Origin of the sequence: Aliidiomarina celeris (genome assembly GCF_003316875.1) — a bacterium.
GTDB lineage: Bacteria > Pseudomonadota > Gammaproteobacteria > Enterobacterales > Alteromonadaceae > Aliidiomarina > Aliidiomarina celeris.
Genome location: NZ_QMIL01000002.1, coordinates 592,452 through 614,908, shown reverse-complemented (window position 1 = coordinate 614,908; position 22,457 = coordinate 592,452). Strand labels below are relative to the sequence as shown.

The following is a 22,457-nucleotide window of genomic DNA, read 5'->3' as shown; positions in this document are numbered from 1 at the left end:
AAAGGAATAAACATGTTACGTTTTTTCATAGACCGGCCGTTGTTCGCAGCGGTTATCTCTATCATTATTATGATCGCCGGTGGCGCGGCATTGCGTATTTTGCCCATTGAGCAATATCCAAACGTAGTTCCGCCGCAAGTTGTGGTTACCGCCGTTTACCCTGGCGCATCTGCCGACGTACTGGCAAACTCGGTAGCGGCCCCACTCGAGCAGGAAATCAACGGCGTCGACGACATGCTCTATATGGAGACCACCTCAACCGACGCGGGCTTCTTGCAAATCTCAGTTTCATTTGCAATGGGAACTGATCCCGATCAAGCCACCATTAACGTGAACAACCGCGTGCAAGCAGCAACCTCGCGCCTGCCGCAATTGGTGCGTGATCTCGGTATTCGGGTTGAAGCACGCTCAACGAACATTTTAATGGTTCCGGTCTTGTACTCCGAATCTGGCAGCATGGACCCGCTTGCGATTAGTAACTACGCACTGCTTAATGTTCTCGACGAACTTGTACGTGTTCCGGGCGTGGGCGATGCATCTCTATTTGGTTCACAAGACTATTCCATGCGTATTTGGACCGACCCAGAGCGGCTTGCACAACACCAACTCAACCCCAGCGATGTGGCACAAGCCATTCGTGATCAAAGTGCTCAGTACGCCGCAGGTCGTTTTGGTGCGAACCCTGCACCGGCCGGAAATGCCTTTACTTATAGCGCCACCACAGACACCCAGCTTTCGAACCCCGAAGAGTTTGCCAACGTAATGCTGCGCACTAACTCCGACGGCAGCGCACTGCGCGTGGGAGATGTTGCTCGGGTTGAACTTGGTGCGCAAAGTTACGATTTTTCGGCCATTTATAACAACCAAAGCGCTATTCCCATGGGGATTTATTTGCAGCCCGGCGCCAACGCATTAGAAACTGCACAGCTGGTTCGTGATGCATTAGCCGACATGCAAACCCGTTTTCCAGAAGGGCTGAACTACTACATACCTTATGACACCACAGAGTTCATCGAAATTTCGGTGAAAGAAGTCATTACCACGTTAGTGGTTGCTGTGCTGTTGGTCGTCATTGTTACCTTTTTATTCTTGCAACGCTTCCGTGCCACACTCATTCCGGTTGCAGCCATTCCTGTATCGCTCATTGGTACCTTTGCGGGCATGCAGTTACTCGGCTTTTCAATCAATATGCTTACCCTCTTTGGTTTGGTTTTGGCTATCGGGATTGTGGTCGACAACGCCATTATTGTGATGGAAAACGTCGAGCGGCTCATTTCTGAGAAACGCATTTCTGCTAAGCAAGCCTCTGTAGAAACCATGCAGCAGGTAGCCGGTGCCGTTGTGTCGTCAACCTTGGTGTTGGTAGCAGTGTTTGCGCCAGTGGCGTTCTTGGGTGGTTTAAGCGGCGAGTTGTACCAGCAGTTTGCGGTTACTATTGCGGTATCTGTGGTCGTGTCTGGTGTGGTCGCACTTACGCTGACACCCGCCATGTGTGCATTGCTACTCGACAAGCAAAATCATGACGAAAACCGTTGGTTTGCGTGGTTTAACCGTGGCTTTGAAAAAATAACCAACGGCTTTGTGAGTATTGTTGAGTTTCTTATTCGTCGCGCCTTTATTGGTGTACTCGCCTTTATTGGCTTTTTGGCGCTCACCTTTGTACTGATGACGCGCATGCCAACGGGCTTAGTCCCTGGTGAAGACCAAGGTGTGGCGCTCGCTGTCGGCCAGCTCCCCCCTATTTCGAGCCTAGAACGTACAGAAGCCGTGCGCGACCAGTTCTCAGAGCAAATTCTCGCGCTCGACGGTGTTATCGATTTCACCTCTTTTGCTGGGTTTGACTTGCTTGCAGGTTCATTGCGTACCAATGCCTTCGCTGGCTTTATCAACCTTGACGACTGGGACAACCGCACCGATCCGTCGTTAAGTGCGGAAGCTATCGCTGGCCGAGTGATGGGCATGGGTTTTGGTGTACAAGAAGCAAATATTTTTGTTTTTGTGCCGCCACCCATTCAAGGTTTGTCGTTAACCGGTGGCGTAGAAGGCTATTTGCAAGTACGCGGCACCACCGACGCTCGTGAAATTGAAGCACTGGCTCAGCGGGTTATTGCCAAGGCCAACGAGCGCCCTGAAGTGCAAGGCGCGCGCACTACCTTAAACACCAACCTACCGCGCTACCAGATTCGTGTGGACCGCGAGCAAGCGCGTGCGTTGGGTGTTCAGCTTAGTGATCTGTTTGGTACCTTGCAGGCGTCTATCGGCTCACTTTACGTGAACGACTTCACCTACGAAGGCCGCTTGTGGCAAGTGAATATTCAGTCGGAAGCTGAGTTCCGTGCAACACCGGAAGACTTGAGCCACGTGTTCGTACGGTCTAGCAACGGCGTTATGGTACCCGTTACCACGCTTGTTGAACTTGAGCGTGTATCGGGAGCGGATATCTTGAACCGCTTCAACATGTATGGCGCGGCCAAGTTTACCGGCGACCCAGGCCCCGGCTACACCACCTCGCAAGCGAAAGCCGCATTTGAAGAGATTATTCTCGAACTACAAAGCGAAGCCGACGTGCAAGTAGGTTGGATTGGTGAAGCTTACCAACTCGACGCTGCTGCCGGGGCGGGCTCATCGGCCTTCATTCTCGGTATTATCATGGTTGTGCTTATTCTTATTGCACAGTATGAACGCGTTGGTTTGCCATTTGCGGTTATTACAGCGGTACCCTTTGGTGTACTCGGTGGTGCCATCGGCTCCATGCTCAGTGGCTTCCCTAACGACGTGTACTTCCAAGTTGGGTTGTTGGTGTTGATTGGTTTGGCGGCTAAAAATGCCATTCTCATTGTTGAGTTTGCCGCGCAAAACCGAGCCGAAGGCATGTCGTCGACGGAATCCGCGGTTGCCGCAGCACGTCAGCGCTTCCGCGCCATTATTATGACCGCAGCGACCTTTATTATCGGTTCACTACCGTTAGTATTTGCCAGCGGCGCTGGTGCCGTAAGTCGCCAAGAGATCGGTACCGTAGTGGTAGCGGGCATGCTCGCCGCGAGTTCACTCGCACTGGTGTTCGTGCCACTCGCCTACAAACTCATCGAAGATCTCAAAAAAACCAACACGGGGTCAGAGTAAACAAAGCGGGGTCAGAGTAAACCCAAGTCGCCTCGGTAACCAAATAGCGAGCGTTCTAGCGGTTTACTCTGACCCTAAACTTGGGGGTCTGACCCCCAAGTTGGGCTAAAGTCGAATAGTTTTTCACGCGCCTCTCGGTTACGTTGTTGGTATAACACGTAATCAAGAGGTTTTACTCCGATGAACTATCGCGCTCACTATCAACGCTCTATTCAGCAACCCGATGCGTTCTGGTGCGAACAAGCCCGTGCACTGAATTGGCACACTCCTCCCAGCAGTGGTTTTAAAGAAAATTGGTTCGCTGGAGGTAAGCTGAATCTCAGTTATTTGGCCTTAGATCATCAAGTGAATTCTGGCCGTGGTGACCAAGTCGCCATTTATTACGACTCCCCCGTAACGCGCGAAGACAGCTCCTCGTCAACTCAGGGGGCGACCGAACCACAACACTATACCTATCGCGAATTACGCGATGCAGTTTCCTTATTTGCCGGGGTGCTGAAAAATCATGGTGTAGGTAAGGGCGATCGGGTTGTTATTTATATGCCGATGATTCCACAAGCAGCCATTGCTATGCTCGCGGTAGCACGCCTTGGCGCCATTCATTCGGTGGTATTCGGCGGCTTTGCCGCGCATGAACTCGCTGTTCGCATCGATGACGCAAAACCTAAAGTTATTATTTCGGCCTCCCATGGTATTGAGCCCCAGCGTTTGGTTCCCTATAAGCCTTTGCTCGATAAGGCCATTGAAAAAGCAATGCATAAGCCAACTGCGTCTATTATTTATCAACGCAATAAGCTGCCAAACGATAAACGCGTAGATATTACGCTAAAAGAAGGCTTTGACTACGACTGGGAAGCTGAGCTCACTCACGCTTCGCCAACCGACGCGCTACCCGTAGACTCCGCTCACCCACTCTATGTTCTTTATACGTCCGGCACCACTGGCACCCCTAAAGGCGTAGTACGCGACACCGGTGGCTATGCCACCGCTCTGCACTACAGCATGCAGCATATTTACAATTTGCAGCCTGGCGACACTATGTTTACGGCGTCTGACGTGGGCTGGGTGGTGGGCCATAGCTATATTGTTTATGGCCCATTGCTACTTGGCTGCAGCACTGTATTGTATGAAGGAAAGCCAGTTTTCACCCCCAATGCAGGGGCATTCTGGCGTATTGTAGAACAGTATCAAGCCAAGGTGTTGTTCGCAGCCCCCACCGCATTTCGCGCCATTCGTAAAGAAGACCCCAACGGTGATTTCGTTGCAAAGCATGACCTAAGCTGCCTTGAAACTATTTTTATGGCAGGTGAACGACTTGACCCTGCCACCTATGATTGGACCCGCGAAGTAACCGGCAAACCCGTTGTTGACCACTGGTGGCAAACCGAAAGTGGCTGGCCCATTTGTGCGAACCCTGTAGGCATTGAGTCACTTACGCCGAAACCCGGTTCGTCATCGGTTCCCGTTCCAGGTTATCAAATTGAAGTGTTAGACGACGAAGGCCGACCCGTTGCCGCAAACACCCAAGGCAATATTGCCATTAAACTGCCGCTTCCACCCGGATGCCTGACGGGTATTTGGAACAACCCGGATCGTTATTTCCATGGCTACCTTAAAACCTTCCCCGGCTATTACAGTAGCGGTGATGGCGGTTATATTGACCAAGACGGTTATGTTTACATTATGGGCCGTACCGACGATGTCATTAACGTTGCAGGGCATCGGCTTTCCACCGGCGAAATTGAAGAGGTAGTTGCAAGCCATCCCGCCGTCGCTGAATGCTGTGTTGTGGGCGCGCAAGACGCCCTCAAAGGCCAAGTTCCAATGGGCTTTGTTATTATTAAGAACGGCATAGAGACCGACGCCGACAGCCTGCAAAACGAACTCGCGGCACTGGTTCGTGAAGAAGTAGGTCCATTAGCCTGCTTTAAAACTGCAGTTGCCGTAAAGCGCTTACCCAAAACACGCTCTGGTAAGATTCTACGCAAAATTATTCGGCAAATTGTAGATGGCGAAGACTTTACTATTCCTTCCACCATAGACGACCCAGAAAGCCTGAGCGAAATTGCGGCAGCATTTAGATCGTAAGAAAAAAGCGCGGCTCTTTACATAAAGGCCGCGCTTTTTTATTTGGTATTCATAACTTAATCGCTACAACTAGTACATTGCGGGGACACCTTGGCCCGGCAACGACGCACGAATAAACTCGCGTAAATGCTGATTCGAAAGCTCTAAATCATGGCGGCGCAAGTACATCATGTGTCCACTACGATACCCTTCGAACGACAAGCGGTCGCGCATTTTGCCGCTCGGATCAAGCTGCCACATACTGTATTTGGCGTCAAAATAGTTAGTGGCACCGTCGTAATAGCCGGCTTGGAATAACACATTTAAGTACGGGTTTTGAGCCATGGCTTGGCGCAAGTTCTCGCCGGTATTATTGCCCGACCGATCCCATGGATGAACAGGACCAAACATGTTGTATTTAGTATCCGTTACAAAGCCAAGCTCTTCGCGCAAATAGTAATTAATTGCAGGGGTAAAGGAATGCAACCAAGAGGTCAGCTCCGAATTAAAGTCGGGGCGCACGCCCACATCTTTCCGATCCAAACCTTTATAGCGCGAATCTAACCGACCTACAGTGTGCCCTTCGTCGCGTAATAATTCCTTCCAAAAGAACGCGGTATCTACATCAAGATTACTTTGTAAAACCGACTCCACCGAAATACCCGCGAAGCGCGCGATCTGCTCTGCCACCGCCTGTTTTTCGTCTTCTGGCAACCAAGCGCCTTTCGCTAGCGCCGGCAAATAGGTATTGATGGTAAACGCTTCCACCATCGGCAACAGGTCATATAAATCGCCCTGCTGTAGTTCCTCGTCGAGCTGTCCGTGGTACCACGCTGTAGCTGCAAAGTAAGGCAGGCGATTCGCCGCTTTCACTGGGCCGTCGCGGTCAATCCCCATATCGGTCGGTGACACCAACACCACGCCGTTTAAATACATCCATTGCTGGTTCTGTAACGCCAACGCCAAGCCCGCAACACGAGTAGTGCCGTAACTTTCACCGATTAAGAACTTAGGCGAGCGCCAGCGGTTATAGCGCGTTACAAAAGTATTGAGCCACTCTGATAAATACTGAATGTCTGCATTTACGCCAAAAAACATGCTTCGCTGTTGCTCGCGTGAAGGCATGCGACCGTCTGGGCCAGGAAGCACTCGTGAGTACCCAGTATTTACTGGGTTAACAAACACAATGTCGGTTACGTCGAGCACAGAATAGGGGTTGTCTTGCACACCATAGGGCTGTACCGGATACCCTTCTTCGTCAAGCAGTAATGATTTCGGACCGGTATAAGCAATATGCATCCACACCGAGGCTGAGCCCGGACCACCATTAAAAGAAATAAGTAACGGGCGCTCTTGTTGATTACGCACACCTTGTCGCTCGTAATAGGTGTATTGCAAGGTCGCGGTTGGGTGGCCTTCCTCGTTCCATACCGGTAAGGTGCCGGCATGAACCTTATAATTCACGCGTTCGCCATTTATTTGTGCCCGATGTTCCGTTACATTCACACTTTCAATCGGAATAGTGCGGCGATGTTCATCAGCCATTGCTGTGCTACTCGCAAACGCGAGCGCTACAACTAAACCTTGAATCATACCTTTCATAGCTGTCCTCGTTCTTTTTCTGTCATTTTAGAGTGTCGTTAATGTAGACCTTGAAGTGCAGCAAAAACAGTAAAATGCGGCAAATCGCTATGCCGGTGCTGTCAGCTGAGCAATCTCTAACTATCCGTCCTGCTTCAGAACATAGTCGATCAGTAGTTGTTGCGCGCTTTGCCGTTGACGTAAAAAAGCCATGACAATAACGTTTCCGCTCGTCTCGTCGACCCGAAAAAGAATCTTGTACGCTTGATACGTGATTTGCCGATAATCACTAACGCCCAACATATCGAGCTCAGGACAAACAGGGTATTGCAATGGCAGCGCTCCCAGTTGCTCCACACAGGTTGTAATTAGCGACCTGACCAATTGCTGCGCCTCATTCACACCAAGATACTGAGTCATATAGCGCTGTAATAAGGACAGCGTTGTTTTCCCTACACGCGTAAATCGTACCTGATACGTCATCGTCTATTGACTCGGCGCTTCGTTGGTTCCTCGCTCAATCACTCCTAACTCAGTCAACAAATCAGATTCTGAGTAAAGTCGGTCATCGCGCACATCTCGTTCTGCAATGTTCATGAGCTTGAGTAAGGCGATTGCTTCGTCACGTAATTGAGCCGATCGCTCTGACTCAATCCGGTAAACGGGAGTTCCACCTTGGGTGACTATAATCGGCTCTTCAACGTCTAAACTTGCCGCATGTTGCTTTATGTAACTGATCGTTTTGATTTGCATGGTTGTCCTCTGCCTTTCTGCCTCCCAGTTATAACTACTACTCCGTCGAAACTGCCATTTTTTAGTACCAAGAAAAACAAGACTAAATATAGACCACAAAAAAACCGGGCGCAAATTTTATATCCCATAAGCCCAACAATCTGTAAACCCAACAAAAAAAGCCCCGACACTTTTCAGGGTCGGGGCTTTCGTTTTGCGTAAGGCTAAACTATACGATCATTAGGCAACATTAATGGTCGGGATAATGTTCTCTTTCGCTTTCTTTTCTGCCGCTTGGAAGTCGGGCATTTGGTCAAAGTTTAAGTACTTATAAACTTCACCGGCCATGGCATCGATGTTCTGCGCATATTCCATGTACTCTTCACGCGTTGGAATTTTACCCAGAATCGCACCCACCGCAGAAAGTTCTGCAGAAGCCAAGTACACGTTCGCACCGTCACCTAAGCGGTTCGGGAAGTTACGCGTAGAGGTAGAAAGCACAGTAGCACCTGCTTTCACCCGTGCTTGGTTACCCATACACAGTGAACAACCTGGCATTTCCGTACGTACACCGTTACGACCGTAAATATTGTAGTATCCTTCTTCCATCAACTGCGCTTCGTCCATTTTAGTCGGTGGCGCAATCCACAGCTGAGTGTTCAGTGGTTTGGTATTTTGCTCGAGCAATTTACCCGCGGCACGGAAGTGACCAATGTTAGTCATACACGAGCCGATAAACACTTCGTCTACTTTGTCGCCGGCTACGTCCGACAAAGTTTTTGCGTCGTCTGGGTCGTTCGGGCAGCACAAAATAGGCTCAACAATTTCGTTTAAGTCGATTTCTATCACTTCCGCGTATTCCGCGTCTTTGTCGGCTTCCATCAACTCTGGGTTCGCTAACCACTCTTCCATCTTCTGCGCGCGACGCTCAAGGGTACGCACATCGCCGTAACCTTCTGCAATCATCCAGCGCAACATGGTGATGTTTGAACGTAAGTATTCGGCAATCGATTCTTCCGAAAGCTTGATGGTACAACCGGCTGCTGAACGCTCTGCTGACGCGTCAGAAAGCTCAAAGGCTTGCTCAACCGTTAAGTTATCCAAACCTTCAATTTCTAAAATACGACCAGAGAATGCGTTTTTCTTGCCACGCTTCTCAACTGTCAGTAAACCTTGCTTGATGGCATACAACGGAATGGCGTGTACCAAGTCGCGTAGCGTAACACCCGGCTGCATTTCACCTTTAAAGCGCACCAAGACCGACTCAGGCATGTCCAATGGCATAACACCGGTTGCAGCAGCGAATGCGACTAAACCAGAACCCGCTGGGAATGAAATACCTAATGGGAAACGGGTGTGTGAATCGCCACCGGTACCCACAGTGTCTGGCAACAACATACGGTTCAACCAACTGTGAATAATACCGTCACCAGGGCGCAGCGATACGCCGCCACGATTCATAATGAAGTCTGGCAAGGTGTGCTGGGTGTCGATGTCGACTGGCTTCGGATAAGCAGCAGTGTGACAGAACGACTGCATCACCAAGTCGGCGTTAAAGCCCAAACACGCCAGGTCTTTGAGCTCGTCACGAGTCATTGGCCCTGTGGTGTCTTGTGAGCCCACAGTGGTCATGCGCGGCTCGCAATAAGTTCCTGGGCGAACGCCTTCCATACCACAAGCTTTACCCACCATTTTCTGTGCCAAGGTGAAGCCCTTGCCACTGTCAGAAGGTTGTTCTGGCGTGCGGAATAAATCAGAGTGACCTAACCCAAGCGATTCGCGCGCTTTGGTGGTTAAACCGCGACCGATGATCAGGTTAATACGGCCACCGGCACGTACTTCGTCGATGATCACGTCAGAAGCATACTGGTACTCAGCAATTACTTCGCCCGCTTCGTTTTCAATTTTACCCGCCAATGGATAAATATGAATCACGTCGCCCATGTTCATTTTGTCGACATCGGCTTCGAAAACTAAGGTTCCCGTGTCTTTCATGGTATTGAAGAAGATTGGCGCCACTTTGCCACCAATACAAATACCGCCCGAACGCTTGTTCGGTGTACCTGGCATGTCGTCACCAATGAACCACAACACCGAGTTGGTTGCCGATTTACGTGAAGAGCCGGTACCTACTACGTCACCAACGAAAGCTATTGGGTTACCTTTCTCTTTCAACTCAGCAATTTGCTCTGCCGCATTGGTAATGCCTTCGCGTGGCATTTTGTACATGGCTTTGGCATGCAGTGGAATGTCTGGGCGTGACCATGCGTCTGGTGCAGGCGACAAATCATCGGTGTTCGTTTCACCCGTTACTTTAAATACAGTAGCGGTAATTTTTTCTGGCATTTCTGGGCGGCTGGTAAACCATTCCGCGTTTGCCCATGACTCCACCACAGCTTTCGCTACGGCATTGCCGTTCTTCATACGCTCTTCCACATCATGGAACGCGTCGAACATTAAAATAGTGTGCTTGAGCTCTTCACCGGCAAGCTCTGCTAATTCAGCATCATCTAATAGTTCAACCAAGGTCACGATGTTGTAACCACCGTGCATGTTGCCGAGTAATTTTACGGCACGGGCTTTGTCGATAACTGGGCTGCTCACTTCACCTTTGGTAATGGCGGCGAGGAAGCCTGCTTTAACGTACGCGGCTTCGTCCACACCCGGTGGAACACGTTCGCTTAACAGCTCAAGTAAAAACTCTTCTTCGCCAGCCGGTGGGTTTTTCAGCAACTCAACGAGTTCTGATACTTGTTCTGGGCTTAAAGGCTTGGGTGGAATTCCTTCTGCGGCACGCTCGGCCACATGTGCGCGATATTGTTCTAACACAAATGATTCCTCATGTTGGACGCCCCACAGCGTTCTCCCTGCAGGGGGTATAAAAAAGACACGCGAATTATACGTGAATTTAATGGTGATTTGAATTTATACAGAGATAACAAGGGCTATGGTAGGTATTCACAGCACTTATAATCAATACCAAATCCAGTCGCGCAAGCGCAGTAAGAATAATTCGGCCCTATTCAGCCCTTTACGCTGCTCTAAAACCGCACGCACGGCGTCTGGAACGTCAGTAATAATGCCGTCAACGCCCACATCTAAGTAACGGTGAACCAAATAATCATTGTTAATGGTCCAAGCATGAAGTTCGGTATCAGCTTGGCGCGCTAAACGGCGAACGCGAGGTGTTATTGTGGACTCTCGTAGCGCTAATATTGAATAGTCTTCGTACGGCAGTTCTCCGAGCGCGCTATGCACCAACAGGCTCGTGCGCAATGCCGGCTCATGCTGTTGCACCTGCTCCAGCACACGCGGGCTCAACGCGGCAATAACCGTGTGCTCCACCTTGTCCATTTGCTGCAGCAACGCCACCGTTTGCTCAACGATGCCGGGCATAAACGGCGCATTCTTAATTTCTAAATAAAGCTCTGCTCGACCCGCTATGTGCGTTATTGCCGATGCCAAAGACGGCACTTTCACGCCCTTAAATTCCGGTGCAAACCATGCGCCAGCGTCTAGCTGTTGCAACTCGTCATAAGTAACCTCCCAAATACGGCGCGGATCGCAAGCTAACCTCAATAAATCGCGATCATGCTTAAGCACCAATACACCGTCGGCGGTGCGTTGCACATCGAGCTCTAGGTAATCCGCCCCCTGTTCGATAGCTAACTCGATAGCCGCGAGCGAATTTTCTGGTGCTTGCCACGACGCTCCTCGGTGGGCAATGACCACCACGTTTTCAGCGGGCGTTACCGACGCTGCCAAACCGTTCATCTGATAGAGTGCAAGCAAAACCAAAACAACCTCAAAACTCCACGCGAACACCACAGTGTTTCTCGGTTCCTGCTCATTAAAACAAACAGGTTCGTGCTGAACAGCCCGACGATAGAGTTTCAGCAACAGCAAGCTGTTGGTATTAATTGCTATAAAACTCAGTGCTATACCAATAACTGCAGAAACAACAATGATGATCAGGCTCGCGCTAATTTGTAGAAAAAGAGTGTCTGGAATCGTACTCAGCACCAAGCGCCCCATACTCTGCATGAGTAGGTTAAACGCAAGAATAGGCAGCAATACACTGAGGGCCACGAACAACGACAGCCGCAAAACTTTAACCTTGCTCGCACGCACCAGTACCGCACTTCGCTTCATGGCGTCTATCGGCCCTCGGCCTTCAATTAACAGCAGCGGCAGCGATAAGCTCCAGCGCGCATACAGGCGACCGTTCATTAAAATAATAACCAGCAAGCCAAGGGCCAAGGTAGCCAGAAAAGCAAACAACTCAGGGGGGCGATTATTCAATACATAATAAATGTCGTATTCGCCGAGCAACCACACAAAGACCGCTCGGAGCACAAACAACATCGGAATAAGTAACACGCCATGGGCCAATACTTGCAGCACCGCTAATTTTATCAACGATGGCAGCCGAATAATAACCGCCCACAGCGCATTAATTGAAGTGGGGTAGCCCCCTTGGCTGGAGCGTGTTGCCAGTAAAATAATACCCGCGACTTGAAGAAAAACTAAAACCGCAAATAGCACGCCCGAAATAGCCAGCCAAAAGTTTCCAGTCGTGGTAAAAGCAAAACGAACCAGTTGATCGTTACTAATTAAGGTAGCGCCGGTGAGCGTTACCAAGGCATTTAACAGCCAACCCACAAAAGGGCCGATCAAGAACAAACCGAGCAGCGAAAAATAGAGGTGAAAACCCAATAATGGTTTTCGATGATAACGAAGGGTTGCGCGAATAGTACGCAGAAGCTCCATGTTCCGTTTCATGATGAAGCCTCCTTGTACACCGCCATTAACTACTTTTTAATAAACTCTCTAGTGCCTCAAGTATCGCCTTTTGCGATGTTTCCGCACCGAGCCGATGACCGTCGTTGAGGGTGTGCAGGGGTAAATCAAAACGTTGGCAAAAAGTTTGAACGGCGCTCCAAGGCACTACGTCATCCGCACTTCCGTGCAAAACCCGAACATGACTAGCAGTTGGCATCCGCTCAACCTTGTCGCCTTCCTCGGTATGCACCGCTGGCGCCAACAAAACAAGCCCACGGAATCGCTCCGGATAAAGGCTATACATACGAGCAGCCAGCAGCCCGCCAAAAGACGAGCCGACAACTATAGCGTTGCTCATTGTTGTCGTTACCTCTGTTGCTTTGGTAATGCGTTGCTGCAAATCCATACCTTGGAAGTCCGGCGAAATAAGCTCAGGATAAACCGCACTCAACAGCCTGTACTTTGAACCATGAGGACCACTCTCTAAGCCGTGAAAGAATAACAACATTTACGTCTCCAGTTTCAATCGCACATGTTCTGCGAGACCCGCACCCGCTTCTGCCATAGTTAGGTAAGCCTGGTCAGCACCTGCGCGCAATACACGGTCTGCTTCATCTTCATGCAGGCTGTGCGCGACAATTAAGCCCTCAAACCCGTATTTTCTCAATTTTGTCACCGCGGTTACATTTGCATCACAGTCGCTCAAACAGAGTATTGCCGCTTTAATATCACCAAAGTCTAAGCTTTGCCAAAACACTCGGTCTTCTGCATCTGCGTAAAAAATATTCAGCTCTGCGGAGCGATGCTTTTCAACCTTTGTGGGGTCGGAATCCATTGCCACCACTTTATGTTTCTTCGCCAAATAGGCATAGGCGGCCGTACCTGTTCGCCCCATTCCCATAATCAGTACTTCTGCATCACCCAACTCCACGGGTTGTTCGTCTGGGTGTCGTGTGTCTCGTTCAAACTTAGTAAGATAATCACAAACATACTCATAAAGGTTGTGAGCCATTGCATTTAAAGGCGCAGAAATCACAAAAGATAAGGCAACCAACAATGCCAGTGGAATTAAATATTGTGGTAACACCACACTCGCGACGATAAGTCCAAACTCCGAGTAATTTCCCAAACTTAATCCAGTTAAAAAGGCACTTCTGGATCTCAGCTTGAAGAGTATCAGTAGAACAAAGAAGAGCACGATTTTAAGCGGTAACAGAGCAAGCATTACTCCAGCAAAAATCCAGTCTTGTGCCTGCGGTAGTCCACCCATACCAATACTTAAGAAAAAACCGACTAAAAAGAACTCTTTAATACCCCAAAGAGCTTTCGATAGCTCGCCCGCTCTTGGGTGTTTTGACAATAGCGCACCAAAAGCCAAGGCACCCAATTCTGAGCTTAGGCCTAATAGCTCAAATCCATAACCACCCACCACTAACGCCAACAAGAGACCAAACAAAATGAGTAAATCTTCGTGGCCTGAAATGTCGAGTAGTTTGTACAAAATGGGGCGCAGCAGCGGGAGCGCGAAAATTGATAAAGCCCATAAAGAAGGTGTTTCACCATTGGCAATTGTCATCACCACAAGCGCAATTAGATCTTGCACAATCAATATGCCGATGGCTACGCGGCCATGAAACGCCCCTAACTCTCTTTTCCCTTCCAAAACTTTTGCAGCAAGAACAGTACTTGAAAACGCTAATGCAACAGCAATCAGCAAGGCTTCTGTGGAAGCTGTCGCGAAAATGAAACGCGTAGCCGCATACATAAAGAGTGTGGTGACTATGAAATGAACGAGCCCTACTCCCGCAACTTCAGGCTTGGCCAAGCTTTTAACGTTGAGCTTTAGTCCAACAGTGAACAGAAGCAGCAATACCCCTAAATGTGCAACATGGTCGATTACATATTGTCCATTGTCAGGGAGGCTTAACAACGGGGACACCGCAGCGACAATAAAACCGGCAGCGAGATAGCCGACAAGCGTAGGCAAACCGATACGACGAACGAGTAAACCCACTATAAAAGCAAAACCTATCCATACGGCTTCTAACATGCTTAACTTCCCGTACTCTGAATTTTAGCGTAAATTTGACTACTGATTCACTTTGCGAGCCAGTGGTTTTTAGTTTAACCCGTATACGGCTTAATAGGTCAACTTAACAATGCAACTAACGCCCGTCGACTTTCTCATTGTTGCCGTTACTATTGTAACGGTTATCCTCACTGTTGTACTGCACCACGAAGTGAGTTCAAAAGTTATTTTTCATATTGAAAACAAGCACTACAGCAAGCGTAAACGAATGTTCACCTTGGTTTTTTCCATGATTTGCACTCATATTGCTCAAATATGGATGTTCGCGGTGGCTAGTTTTCTGCTTCTTAAAGCTCCTGATGCCGGCAGTATTGTTTACCACGCAAAGGTAGAGTTTCTCGACCTTGTTTATTTATCTGCTTCATCGTTCACTACTATGGGCTACGGCGATATTATTCCAGAAGGCAGCATTAGGTTTCTTTATGGTACGGAAGCAGTTACTGGTTTCACTCTGATCACATGGTCCGCGTCGTTAACCTTTCTCGAAATGCAAAAACACTGGCTTAGCTACATTCGGCCGTCACAAGACTGAGTTCAAACAAATAAGTTCACGCCAATACCCAACGTTGCCATTATTGCAATTACACTGAGCACTCCAAGGCGCACGGCGAATAAACAGAGCATCGCAATAAGCGTCATCAATGCCGCGGTCATATCTAGGCTTGCCAGTTCAGGGACTTCAAGCTCCACCGCTCCAAATTGAATAGACTGCTGTGCTGCAAACAAATAATTAAAAGCAAACCACAGCGCGAGATTTGCAATCACGCCCACTACTGCCGCTGTTATTGCCCGCAGTGCGGCTGCGAGTTTGGCGTTCTCACGCAACTTTTCCACGTAGGGTGCACCGGCAAATATCCATACAAAGCACGGCAAAAAAGTGACCCAAAGTGTGAGGAGCGCGGCGAGTGTCGCGCCAAGCATTGGCGCCATTCCGCTAGCTTCACGAAAACCTGCAAGGAAACCAACAAATTGAGTCACCAAAATGAGTGGTCCAGGCGTTGTTTCCGCCAGACCAAGCCCGTCTAACATCTCGCCAGGCAGCAACCAGCCATACGTTTCTACGGCTTGCTGTGCCACATAGGCCAGTACCGCATAGGCGCCGCCAAAGGTGGTTACCGCCAATTTTGAAAAGAACAGCGCAATCTGAGTCCACACGGAGTCGCCACCGAACAGGATGAAAAGTACACCTATGGTCGCCAGCCAGAGACCTGCACAAACAAATGCAGCGCGTTTCGTACCAGGCCGCACAACAACGTCGGTGTTTACACGCGGAGGATGCTGAACCTTAAAATAAGAAACGCAAAGCGCGCCGATTAAAGCAGCAGCCAACACAACAATAGGAAACGGAATTGAGAAGGCGAACAGAGCAAGGAAACCGCCGACTGCCAACGCAACCGACAGCCAACCGTGCAATGCCTTTTGCGAAAGGCGCCACATGGCTTGCGCCACAATCGCCAGTACCGCGGCTTTCAAACCAAACAACAAGCCTTCAATAGCGGACACGTCACCAAGCAACACATACGCCCATGACAGCCCGAGCAATACCAAGGCCCCGGGTATAATAAATAGCGTTCCTGCAACTAATCCGCCTTTCACCCCGTGGAGTAGCCAACCCACGTAAGTAGCGAGTTGCTGTGCTTCCGGCCCCGGCAACAGCATGCAGTAATTGAGAGCATGCATAAAGCGACCTTCGTCCAGCCATTTGCGCTCTTCCACGATCATGCGGTGCATTAATGCGATTTGCCCGGCAGGACCACCAAAGCTTAACAAGCCGATACGCAGCCACACCCAGAATGCGTCGCGAAAAGAAATACTTGGTGCCATGCCCAGCGCTCTTTTTTAAAAGTGAGTGCTAGAGTCTATCAATTTGTACATATAAATTCATGGCTCTTTGTTTTGCAGTGTAGCCATTCACTTGCGCACTCAGTTGCGACCAATTTGGCGCTCGGCTGGTGCTTTCTGGCGCCGAGCCATTCGTTTTCATTGCCGACTTGGAGGCTACTGCGGCGACAGAATTCTGTCGTTCTGTGCCTTTGGTTGGTGTCGATTCGTTGGCACTCGCTTGTTGGCGCGCAAGTTCCGCAATCATTTTTTCTTCTTTAAAAACGGCTTGCTGCTCTGGAGTATTTTGCCCCTCTGCGTTCTGTTTTAACTGCGATCCAGCAGCATTCGTGGCAGCACGTGGCAAACTAATGTCGGGGGTAAACGAGGTATCCATGCGCTTTACTTCACACTTGTTAACGAAACACAGCCCTGAACAAGCAATTACTGTGCCAGTTAAGCAATAAACTCGCGCTCCACAAAGTGGTTCCAAACCAACTGGCCAGACGGCCCTAACACTCGGGTAGCGAGCTTAATAATGTGAAACTCCGCGCTCATATGGTCGAGAAAGCCAGGCACGTTAATTTCAATAATAGACCCTCGCTCTAATTCCTCGGCAATCATTTGCCGCGGCGCTACGCCCCAGCCCATGCCAGCCTGAATAAGCTCTACTGAAGTGCGTAAGTCATTCACGCGAATTTGTGAGCGCCCCGGCATGCGATAGATCTGCTCCGGATTAATCCCCACGTTCATTTGTTGCGGCAGTATATAAGGCAACGCACCTAAGGCTTCTCGGGTCTTCGGCAAGCCCACTCGTGCTACCAAGTCTGCAGAAATTGCTGCAATGAGCTCGTATCGGCCGATGCGCAGGCTTTCAAAGTCGGCCATTTGCTGAAAGGTGGGCAACCATGGGGCGATGGCCAAATCTTCATTACCTTGTGCTATTTCGCGTAAAGAGCTGAGTTGAGAGTAACTACTCACTCTCACCTGCGTTGCCGGGTACTGATGTTGAATGGCAATAAGTACGTCGTGTAACACCACACCACTAATACCTGCGTCGAGGCCTATTCGCAGCTGCGGCTCAACGCCCTCTTTAAGCTGTTCAACCACAGATTCGAGGCGTTCATGCTGACGTAAAATTTCCCGCGCATGGTGCATAAACAGCTCACCTCGCGCCGTAAGCTTAAGCCTGTAGCCCGTGCGCTCAACCAAAGCGAAGCCAACAGACTGCTCAAGCTTAGCAATAGTCATGCTCAGTGCCGGTGGAGTTCTATGCAAGTTGGCGGCAGCGGCTTGCAAACTTCCCGCCTCGATTACGCAATGCAAAACCTGGAGTGCCCAATGATTCATTCGCTGCCTATTTAACTTTTCTTAATATGTTGAATAGTTTTATTCAATATATCTTTGCACATGGACTCACTATAATACAAATCAGTTTATTTGGAGGTAATTATGGTTTCCTGTCGTCGGTCCCCTGTTGGTTTGCAGCGTTTCTTCAGTAAGCTGCTATTCGGCGTACTTTTTGTATCCGCTACGCTCGCTCTGAGTGGTTGTTCTAAGCCCGCTTCAGAGTCGATAGACAATGACGAAACCTTGCTACGCCCAGTGAAGGTTGCACAAGTAGCAGCAGGTCATCCTGATCGTCTTCGGCGCTTCCCCGCTGTTGTTGAAGCCACTCAGTCGGCCGAACTTACCTTTCGAGTAGGAGGAGAAATAACCGAGCTGTCTGTAAGACCCGGCCAAATTGTAAATGAAGGCCATGTTATCGCTAAGCTCGATCCGACCGACTTTAAACTTGCAGTTGAACAAGCCGAGGCACGCGCAGATCTTGCGAATGCGCAATTCAACCGAAGTGAACGCTTACTAGCTGAGCGCATTGTGTCGCAAGCCGACTTTGATCAGGCGCGCGCCGAACGACAAATTGCGCAAGCCAACTTAAATACAGCGAATACAAATTTAAGCTATACCGAACTGCGCGCTCCCTTTTTAGGAACGGTAGCTAATTTACACGTGGATTTGTATGAAAACGTCGCGCCGCAACAGCCTATCATTACCTTACAAACCGACGATTTGATCGACGTAGCCATTCAAGTACCCGAGCGCCTTTTCGCCCATGTTCGTCGCGACACCAACTACAAGCCGGAAATTCGTTTCGACAGCATGCCCGAACACAAATTCTTGGGTACATTGCGCGAGTGGGATCGCATTGCCGATCCCGCCACCAACACGTACCGCGTTGTTTTTTCTCTGCCAAAACCTGAGTCGATTAACGTGCTACCGGGAATGACCGCACAAGTGATTATCGACAGTAGCCAATTGCTCTCACAAAGTGCCGACGCGATCAAAATTCCAATGCATGCTATTTTTTCGCCTACCGAGAGTGGCCTAGAACAACAACAATACGCAGTGTGGGTGTATACCCCGAACGATCAACAGTCGGGTACTGTGAACTTGCGTGAAGTGACTATTGGCGAGGCGAGTACCGAAGAGGTTGTGGTAACGCAAGGGCTTCAAGCCGGAGAATGGGTAGTGGTGGCCGGCGTACACCAACTGCATGAAAACCAAAGGGTAAGCAAGTGGACCCGGGAGCGAGGGCTGTAAGCATGAACATAGCGCGTTACAGCATTGAGCAGCGCACAACCAGTTGGATTGTGCTGATGGTTCTGTTGATTGGCGGTTTTTTTGCGCTCAACCAACTGGGTCGACTCGAAGACCCAGAGTTCACTATTAAACAAGCCATGGTGATCACCCCCTATCCGGGGGCTTCGGCGCAGCAAGTTGAAGAAGAAGTTACGGTTCCGCTTGAGAACGCGCTGCAAGAGCTTGCTTATGTAAAACATATTATTTCCAGCTCTATGCCCGGTCAGTCGCAAATTACCGTGGAAATGAAAGACACCTTTCGCGCTGAAGCACTCGCACAAATTTGGGACGAACTGCGCCGCAAGGTCAATGATAGCAGCCATCGTTTACCTCCAGGCGCGGGTCCAGTACTGGTTAAAGACGATTTTGCCGACGTGTTTGGCGTATTACTCGCCCTCTCGGGTGAAGGCTATTCGCCGCCCGCTTTGCTCGACCACGCAAAGCTACTTCGCCGCGAACTTTCGCTCGTTGACGGCGTGGCGAAAGTTGTTATTGAAGGCCAACAAGACGAACAAGTGATGGTGGAAGTATCGCGGGCACGCTTAGCAAACTTAGGCATTCCACCGGATCGTATCTATCAGTTGCTGGGTACGCAAAACACCGTATCAAACGCTGGCCGCATTCGGCTTGGCAACGACGCGGTGCGCTTTTCCACAACCGGCGAATTTTCCTCGGTTGAGCAGCTCGAATCTTTAATTATTAGTAACCCAGGCGCGCGTGCCCAACTTTACCTTGGCGACGTTGCCGACATTAGCCGTCAGTTAGCGCCAATACCCGCCCACCTGCTACGCTACAACGGAGAAAGCGCGCTGTGGATCGGTATTTCCTTTAGCTCGGGCGTTAACGTGGTTGAAGTCGGTGAGCGTTTACAGGCGCGAATTAACGAGCTTGTTTATGCCACTCCCGTAGGCATGAATTTGGACATTATTTACGACCAGCCCGCAGCGGTCGATAAGTCGGTAACGGGCTTCTTGTGGAGCCTTGTTCAAGCCGTGGTTATCGTGGTTATTGCGTTATTGCTGACCATGGGCTTGCGTAGTGGTTTCCTGATTGGCTTTGTACTGCTCATTACCGTGCTCGGTACTTTTATTTTCATGAAGTTAGGAAATATTCAGCTCCACCGGGTATCACTCGGCGCTCTTATTATTGCCCTCGGTATGTTAGTCGATAACGCCATTGTAATTACCGAAGGCATGTTAGTCGGCGTGCAGCGCGGAAAGTCTCGGTTGCGCGCCGCACAAGACGTGCTCAAACAAAATCAATGGCCGTTGCTCGGAGCTACACTGATTGCCATTATCGCCTTTGCGCCGATTGGGTTGTCGTCCGATGCAACCGGGGAGTTTGCCGGCTCACTTTTTTGGGTACTGCTTATCTCTTTGTTATTAAGTTGGTTTACTGCGCTCATGCTCATTCCTTTTCTGGGTGACTTGTTATTTCGGCGCGGTTTTAAAATATCACGTAGCGACGACGATCTTTACAGCAAAACGCCCTATCGCGTGTATCGCTCTCTGTTAGGTGGCGCATTGAAATTTCGGGTGTTCACCATGGTATTGATGACCGCTTTGTTGGTGGCTGCGGTTTTCGGTTTCGGCTGGGTCAAGCAAAGTTTCTTCCCCAGCTCCAACACACCCGTTTACTTTGCCAGTCTCTGGTACCCGCAAGGCACCGACATTCGTGCTACGGCTGAGGATATGGAGCGCGCAGAGCTTTATTTACTTGCTCAGCCAGAAGTCCATTCCGTGTCAACAACCATTGGCAAGGGTGCGCCCCGCTTTACCTTGCCTTATTTGGTTGAAAAGTCTTATGAGAACTACGGCCAGTTGATCGTTGAAACCAAGTCGCACGAGCAACTGCCGATGCTCATTGCGCGTACCCGCGACTACTTAAATTCAGAGCATCCGGATGTGCGCGCGCGCATGAGCCGGATGGAAATTGGTCCGCCCGTAAAGGCAGCCGTTGAAGCTCGATTTATAGGCCCGAACCCCGACCAACTCCGCAGGCTCGCTGCCGAAGCCAAGCTCATTTTCGAACAAGATCAAGGTTTAAGTACCGTGTGGGACGACTGGCGCGAACGTGCCAAAGTATTGCGCCCGCAATTTAATGAAACTCACGCCCGTCGCGTTGGCATTACCAAACAAGATGTTGACGACCTACTGTTAGCCAACTTTCGCGGCCGTAACGTTGGCGTGTACCGCGACGGTACAAACTTGCTGCCGATCGTGGTGCGTGCTCCGGAGCACGAACGTATTTACCTCGAGCAGTGGCGGGATATTCTTGCTCATAGCCCGACCTTAAATCGCTATGTACCCTTAACTCAGGTCGTTGACGACATGCCACTGGCATGGGAAGACGCACTTATTCAACGCCGCGACCGGAAACGCACACTAACGGTAATGGCTGATCCGGACCCACTCCACGACGAAACACCCGCGCAAATTTTTGCCCGCGTGCGTCCACTTATCGAGTCGATTGAATTGCCGGCCGGCTACGAATTGCAATGGGGAGGTGAATACGAGGCCTCAACAAGAGCCAAGTCTGCAGTGTTCAAGTCGTTACCGCTGGGTTACTTAGCCATGTTTATTATTACTGCATTGTTGTTCAGTTCGGCACGTAAAGCATTAGTGATCTGGACCACGGTTCCCCTTTCTATTATTGGTGTAACCCTTGGTTTAGTGCTAACCCAGCAAGCCTTTAGCTTTATGGCTTTACTTGGCATTCTGAGTTTGTCGGGAATGTTAATTAAAAACGGTATTGTTTTGCTTGAGCAAATTAAAACCGAGGAAGACGAAGGCAAGAAGGGCTACCGCGCGTTAATCGACGCGTCTGTGAAACGGGTGCGCCCTGTTACCATGGCTGCTATTACCACCATTTTAGGCATGATCCCGCTGTTGTTCGACGAGTTCTTCGCCAGTATGGCGGTAACCATTATGTTTGGGCTTGGCTTTGCAACCTTGCTTACCCTTATTGTGGTGCCCGTGATGTACAGCTTTTTACTCCGTATCGGGCACCCCGAAGAGAAAACACCACCGCCCACTCAAACGAGTAGTTAGTCGGGATTACGCACCCTCAAGGTGCTAAATGCTGAGCTTGGGTAATTATGCGCAAGCTCGAGCATGCGACCGTCTGACAAGCGAGCAACAGGGCGGAAGTCCGGGGTACGGGGGTTCGAAGAAATAATTCCGCTTAGCTGCGAGCGTAAGTCGAAGCGTTCGCTCTCGCTTTGTATGCCCTGCATGCGTAAATAGTAGCGCAACAGGGCATAGAAACTTTCGTTGTGTCCGCGTTTGTATTCAAGCTCAGTGTAGCGAATTTCGGTGCCATTCGGTTCAGCTACAATGCGAATTTCGTACGGATACTCGTTGTAAAAGACACCGCGGCAATTCCAAAACGGATAGGGCGTGTCGTCATAGCCCATGTCTTCGAGCTGCTCACCATGCTCCACACCAAGGTCACAAGCACGCCACCCGCTTTTTGAAAATTCATCTAGAATTGCCAACGACTCTTCTACATTGAGTTCTTCTGCAGGAATGATAACTTCTGGCTCGCTACAGGCGGTTAACACTACGCTCGCAGCGCCGAATATCGCAAAAGCAACGAATAACTTAGACCCTTTCTTCACTTT

General features: G+C 49.9%; 16 protein-coding genes. 5 read left to right on the top strand and 11 right to left on the bottom strand.

Going from position 1 to position 22,457, the window contains the following annotated elements; genetic code table 11:
- Positions 1 to 12 precede the first annotated feature (12 nt).
- Both DQW12_RS07080 and DQW12_RS07075 read left to right on the top strand, forming a co-directional pair.
- On the top strand, positions 13 to 3,123 hold the full coding sequence (locus tag DQW12_RS07080; RefSeq protein WP_113907125.1) for an efflux RND transporter permease subunit: 3,111 nt from the start codon (positions 13 to 15) through the stop codon (positions 3,121 to 3,123).
- 180 nt (positions 3,124 to 3,303) lie between these two features.
- Complete coding sequence (locus DQW12_RS07075; RefSeq protein ID WP_113907124.1) at positions 3,304 to 5,211, top strand: propionyl-CoA synthetase; 1,908 nt, start codon at positions 3,304 to 3,306, stop codon at positions 5,209 to 5,211.
- A gap of 69 nt (positions 5,212 to 5,280) precedes the next feature.
- On the opposite strand, the gene DQW12_RS07070 is transcribed toward DQW12_RS07075, so the two are convergent.
- The 7 genes from DQW12_RS07070 to DQW12_RS07040 all read right to left on the bottom strand — a co-directional run bounded on the left by DQW12_RS07070 (position 5,281) and on the right by DQW12_RS07040 (position 14,335).
- On the bottom strand, positions 5,281 to 6,783 hold the full coding sequence (locus tag DQW12_RS07070; protein WP_232819924.1) for a S10 family peptidase: 1,503 nt from the start codon (positions 6,781 to 6,783) through the stop codon (positions 5,281 to 5,283).
- 129 nt (positions 6,784 to 6,912) lie between these two features.
- Positions 6,913 to 7,254 (bottom strand): type II toxin-antitoxin system RelE/ParE family toxin, encoded by a 342-nt coding sequence (locus DQW12_RS07065; protein WP_113907122.1) that lies wholly within the window; start codon positions 7,252 to 7,254, stop codon positions 6,913 to 6,915.
- Between the two features lie 3 nt (positions 7,255 to 7,257).
- A complete protein-coding gene (locus tag DQW12_RS07060) occupies positions 7,258 to 7,524 on the bottom strand; it encodes a type II toxin-antitoxin system Phd/YefM family antitoxin (RefSeq protein ID WP_113907121.1) in 267 nt (88 codons plus the stop codon).
- Between the two features lie 219 nt (positions 7,525 to 7,743).
- Positions 7,744 to 10,332, bottom strand: coding sequence for a bifunctional aconitate hydratase 2/2-methylisocitrate dehydratase (gene acnB, locus DQW12_RS07055; protein WP_113907120.1), 2,589 nt, complete (start codon positions 10,330 to 10,332; stop codon positions 7,744 to 7,746).
- Positions 10,333 to 10,476: 144 nt separating this feature from the next.
- Positions 10,477 to 12,285: a glycerophosphodiester phosphodiesterase family protein gene (locus DQW12_RS07050; RefSeq protein ID WP_113907119.1), complete on the bottom strand. Its 1,809-nt coding sequence runs from the start codon at positions 12,283 to 12,285 to the stop codon at positions 10,477 to 10,479.
- Positions 12,286 to 12,310: 25 nt separating this feature from the next.
- Positions 12,311 to 12,793, bottom strand: a complete 483-nt coding sequence (locus DQW12_RS07045; protein WP_113907118.1) for an alpha/beta fold hydrolase — start codon at positions 12,791 to 12,793, stop codon at positions 12,311 to 12,313.
- The gene (locus DQW12_RS07040; protein ID WP_113907117.1) at positions 12,794 to 14,335 is read right to left on the bottom strand and encodes a cation:proton antiporter domain-containing protein; all 1,542 of its coding nucleotides are present in this window, start codon (positions 14,333 to 14,335) and stop codon (positions 12,794 to 12,796) included.
- 109 nt (positions 14,336 to 14,444) lie between these two features.
- Here DQW12_RS07040 and DQW12_RS07035 point away from each other — a divergent pair, with 109 nt between their 5' ends.
- Positions 14,445 to 14,906 (top strand): ion channel, encoded by a 462-nt coding sequence (locus tag DQW12_RS07035; protein WP_113907116.1) that lies wholly within the window; start codon positions 14,445 to 14,447, stop codon positions 14,904 to 14,906.
- Positions 14,907 to 14,908: 2 nt separating this feature from the next.
- Here the strand turns inward: DQW12_RS07035 and chrA are convergent, their stop codons facing one another.
- The 3 genes from chrA to DQW12_RS07020 are packed head-to-tail and all read right to left on the bottom strand — an operon-like array spanning position 14,909 to position 17,545.
- A complete protein-coding gene (chrA, locus tag DQW12_RS07030) occupies positions 14,909 to 16,198 on the bottom strand; it encodes a chromate efflux transporter (RefSeq protein ID WP_113907115.1) in 1,290 nt (429 codons plus the stop codon).
- A gap of 28 nt (positions 16,199 to 16,226) precedes the next feature.
- Positions 16,227 to 16,592: a hypothetical protein gene (locus DQW12_RS07025; protein WP_113907114.1), complete on the bottom strand. Its 366-nt coding sequence runs from the start codon at positions 16,590 to 16,592 to the stop codon at positions 16,227 to 16,229.
- A gap of 59 nt (positions 16,593 to 16,651) precedes the next feature.
- Positions 16,652 to 17,545 carry a LysR family transcriptional regulator gene (locus tag DQW12_RS07020; protein ID WP_113907113.1) on the bottom strand — a complete coding sequence of 298 codons (894 nt, stop codon included), beginning with the start codon at positions 17,543 to 17,545 and terminating at the stop codon, positions 16,652 to 16,654.
- A 102-nt stretch (positions 17,546 to 17,647) separates the two neighbouring features.
- On the opposite strand from DQW12_RS07020, the gene DQW12_RS07015 reads away from it, so the two are divergent.
- Together DQW12_RS07015 and DQW12_RS07010 are read left to right on the top strand one after the other, a co-directional pair.
- The gene (locus DQW12_RS07015) at positions 17,648 to 18,796 is read left to right on the top strand and encodes an efflux RND transporter periplasmic adaptor subunit (RefSeq protein ID WP_113907112.1); all 1,149 of its coding nucleotides are present in this window, start codon (positions 17,648 to 17,650) and stop codon (positions 18,794 to 18,796) included.
- Positions 18,797 to 18,798: 2 nt separating this feature from the next.
- Positions 18,799 to 21,885 (top strand): efflux RND transporter permease subunit, encoded by a 3,087-nt coding sequence (locus tag DQW12_RS07010; RefSeq protein WP_113907111.1) that lies wholly within the window; start codon positions 18,799 to 18,801, stop codon positions 21,883 to 21,885.
- Here DQW12_RS07010 and DQW12_RS07005 read toward each other — a convergent pair.
- The gene (locus DQW12_RS07005; RefSeq protein ID WP_113907110.1) at positions 21,882 to 22,454 is read right to left on the bottom strand and encodes a hypothetical protein; all 573 of its coding nucleotides are present in this window, start codon (positions 22,452 to 22,454) and stop codon (positions 21,882 to 21,884) included. The genes DQW12_RS07010 and DQW12_RS07005 overlap by 4 nt on opposite strands.
- Positions 22,455 to 22,457 lie beyond the last annotated feature (3 nt).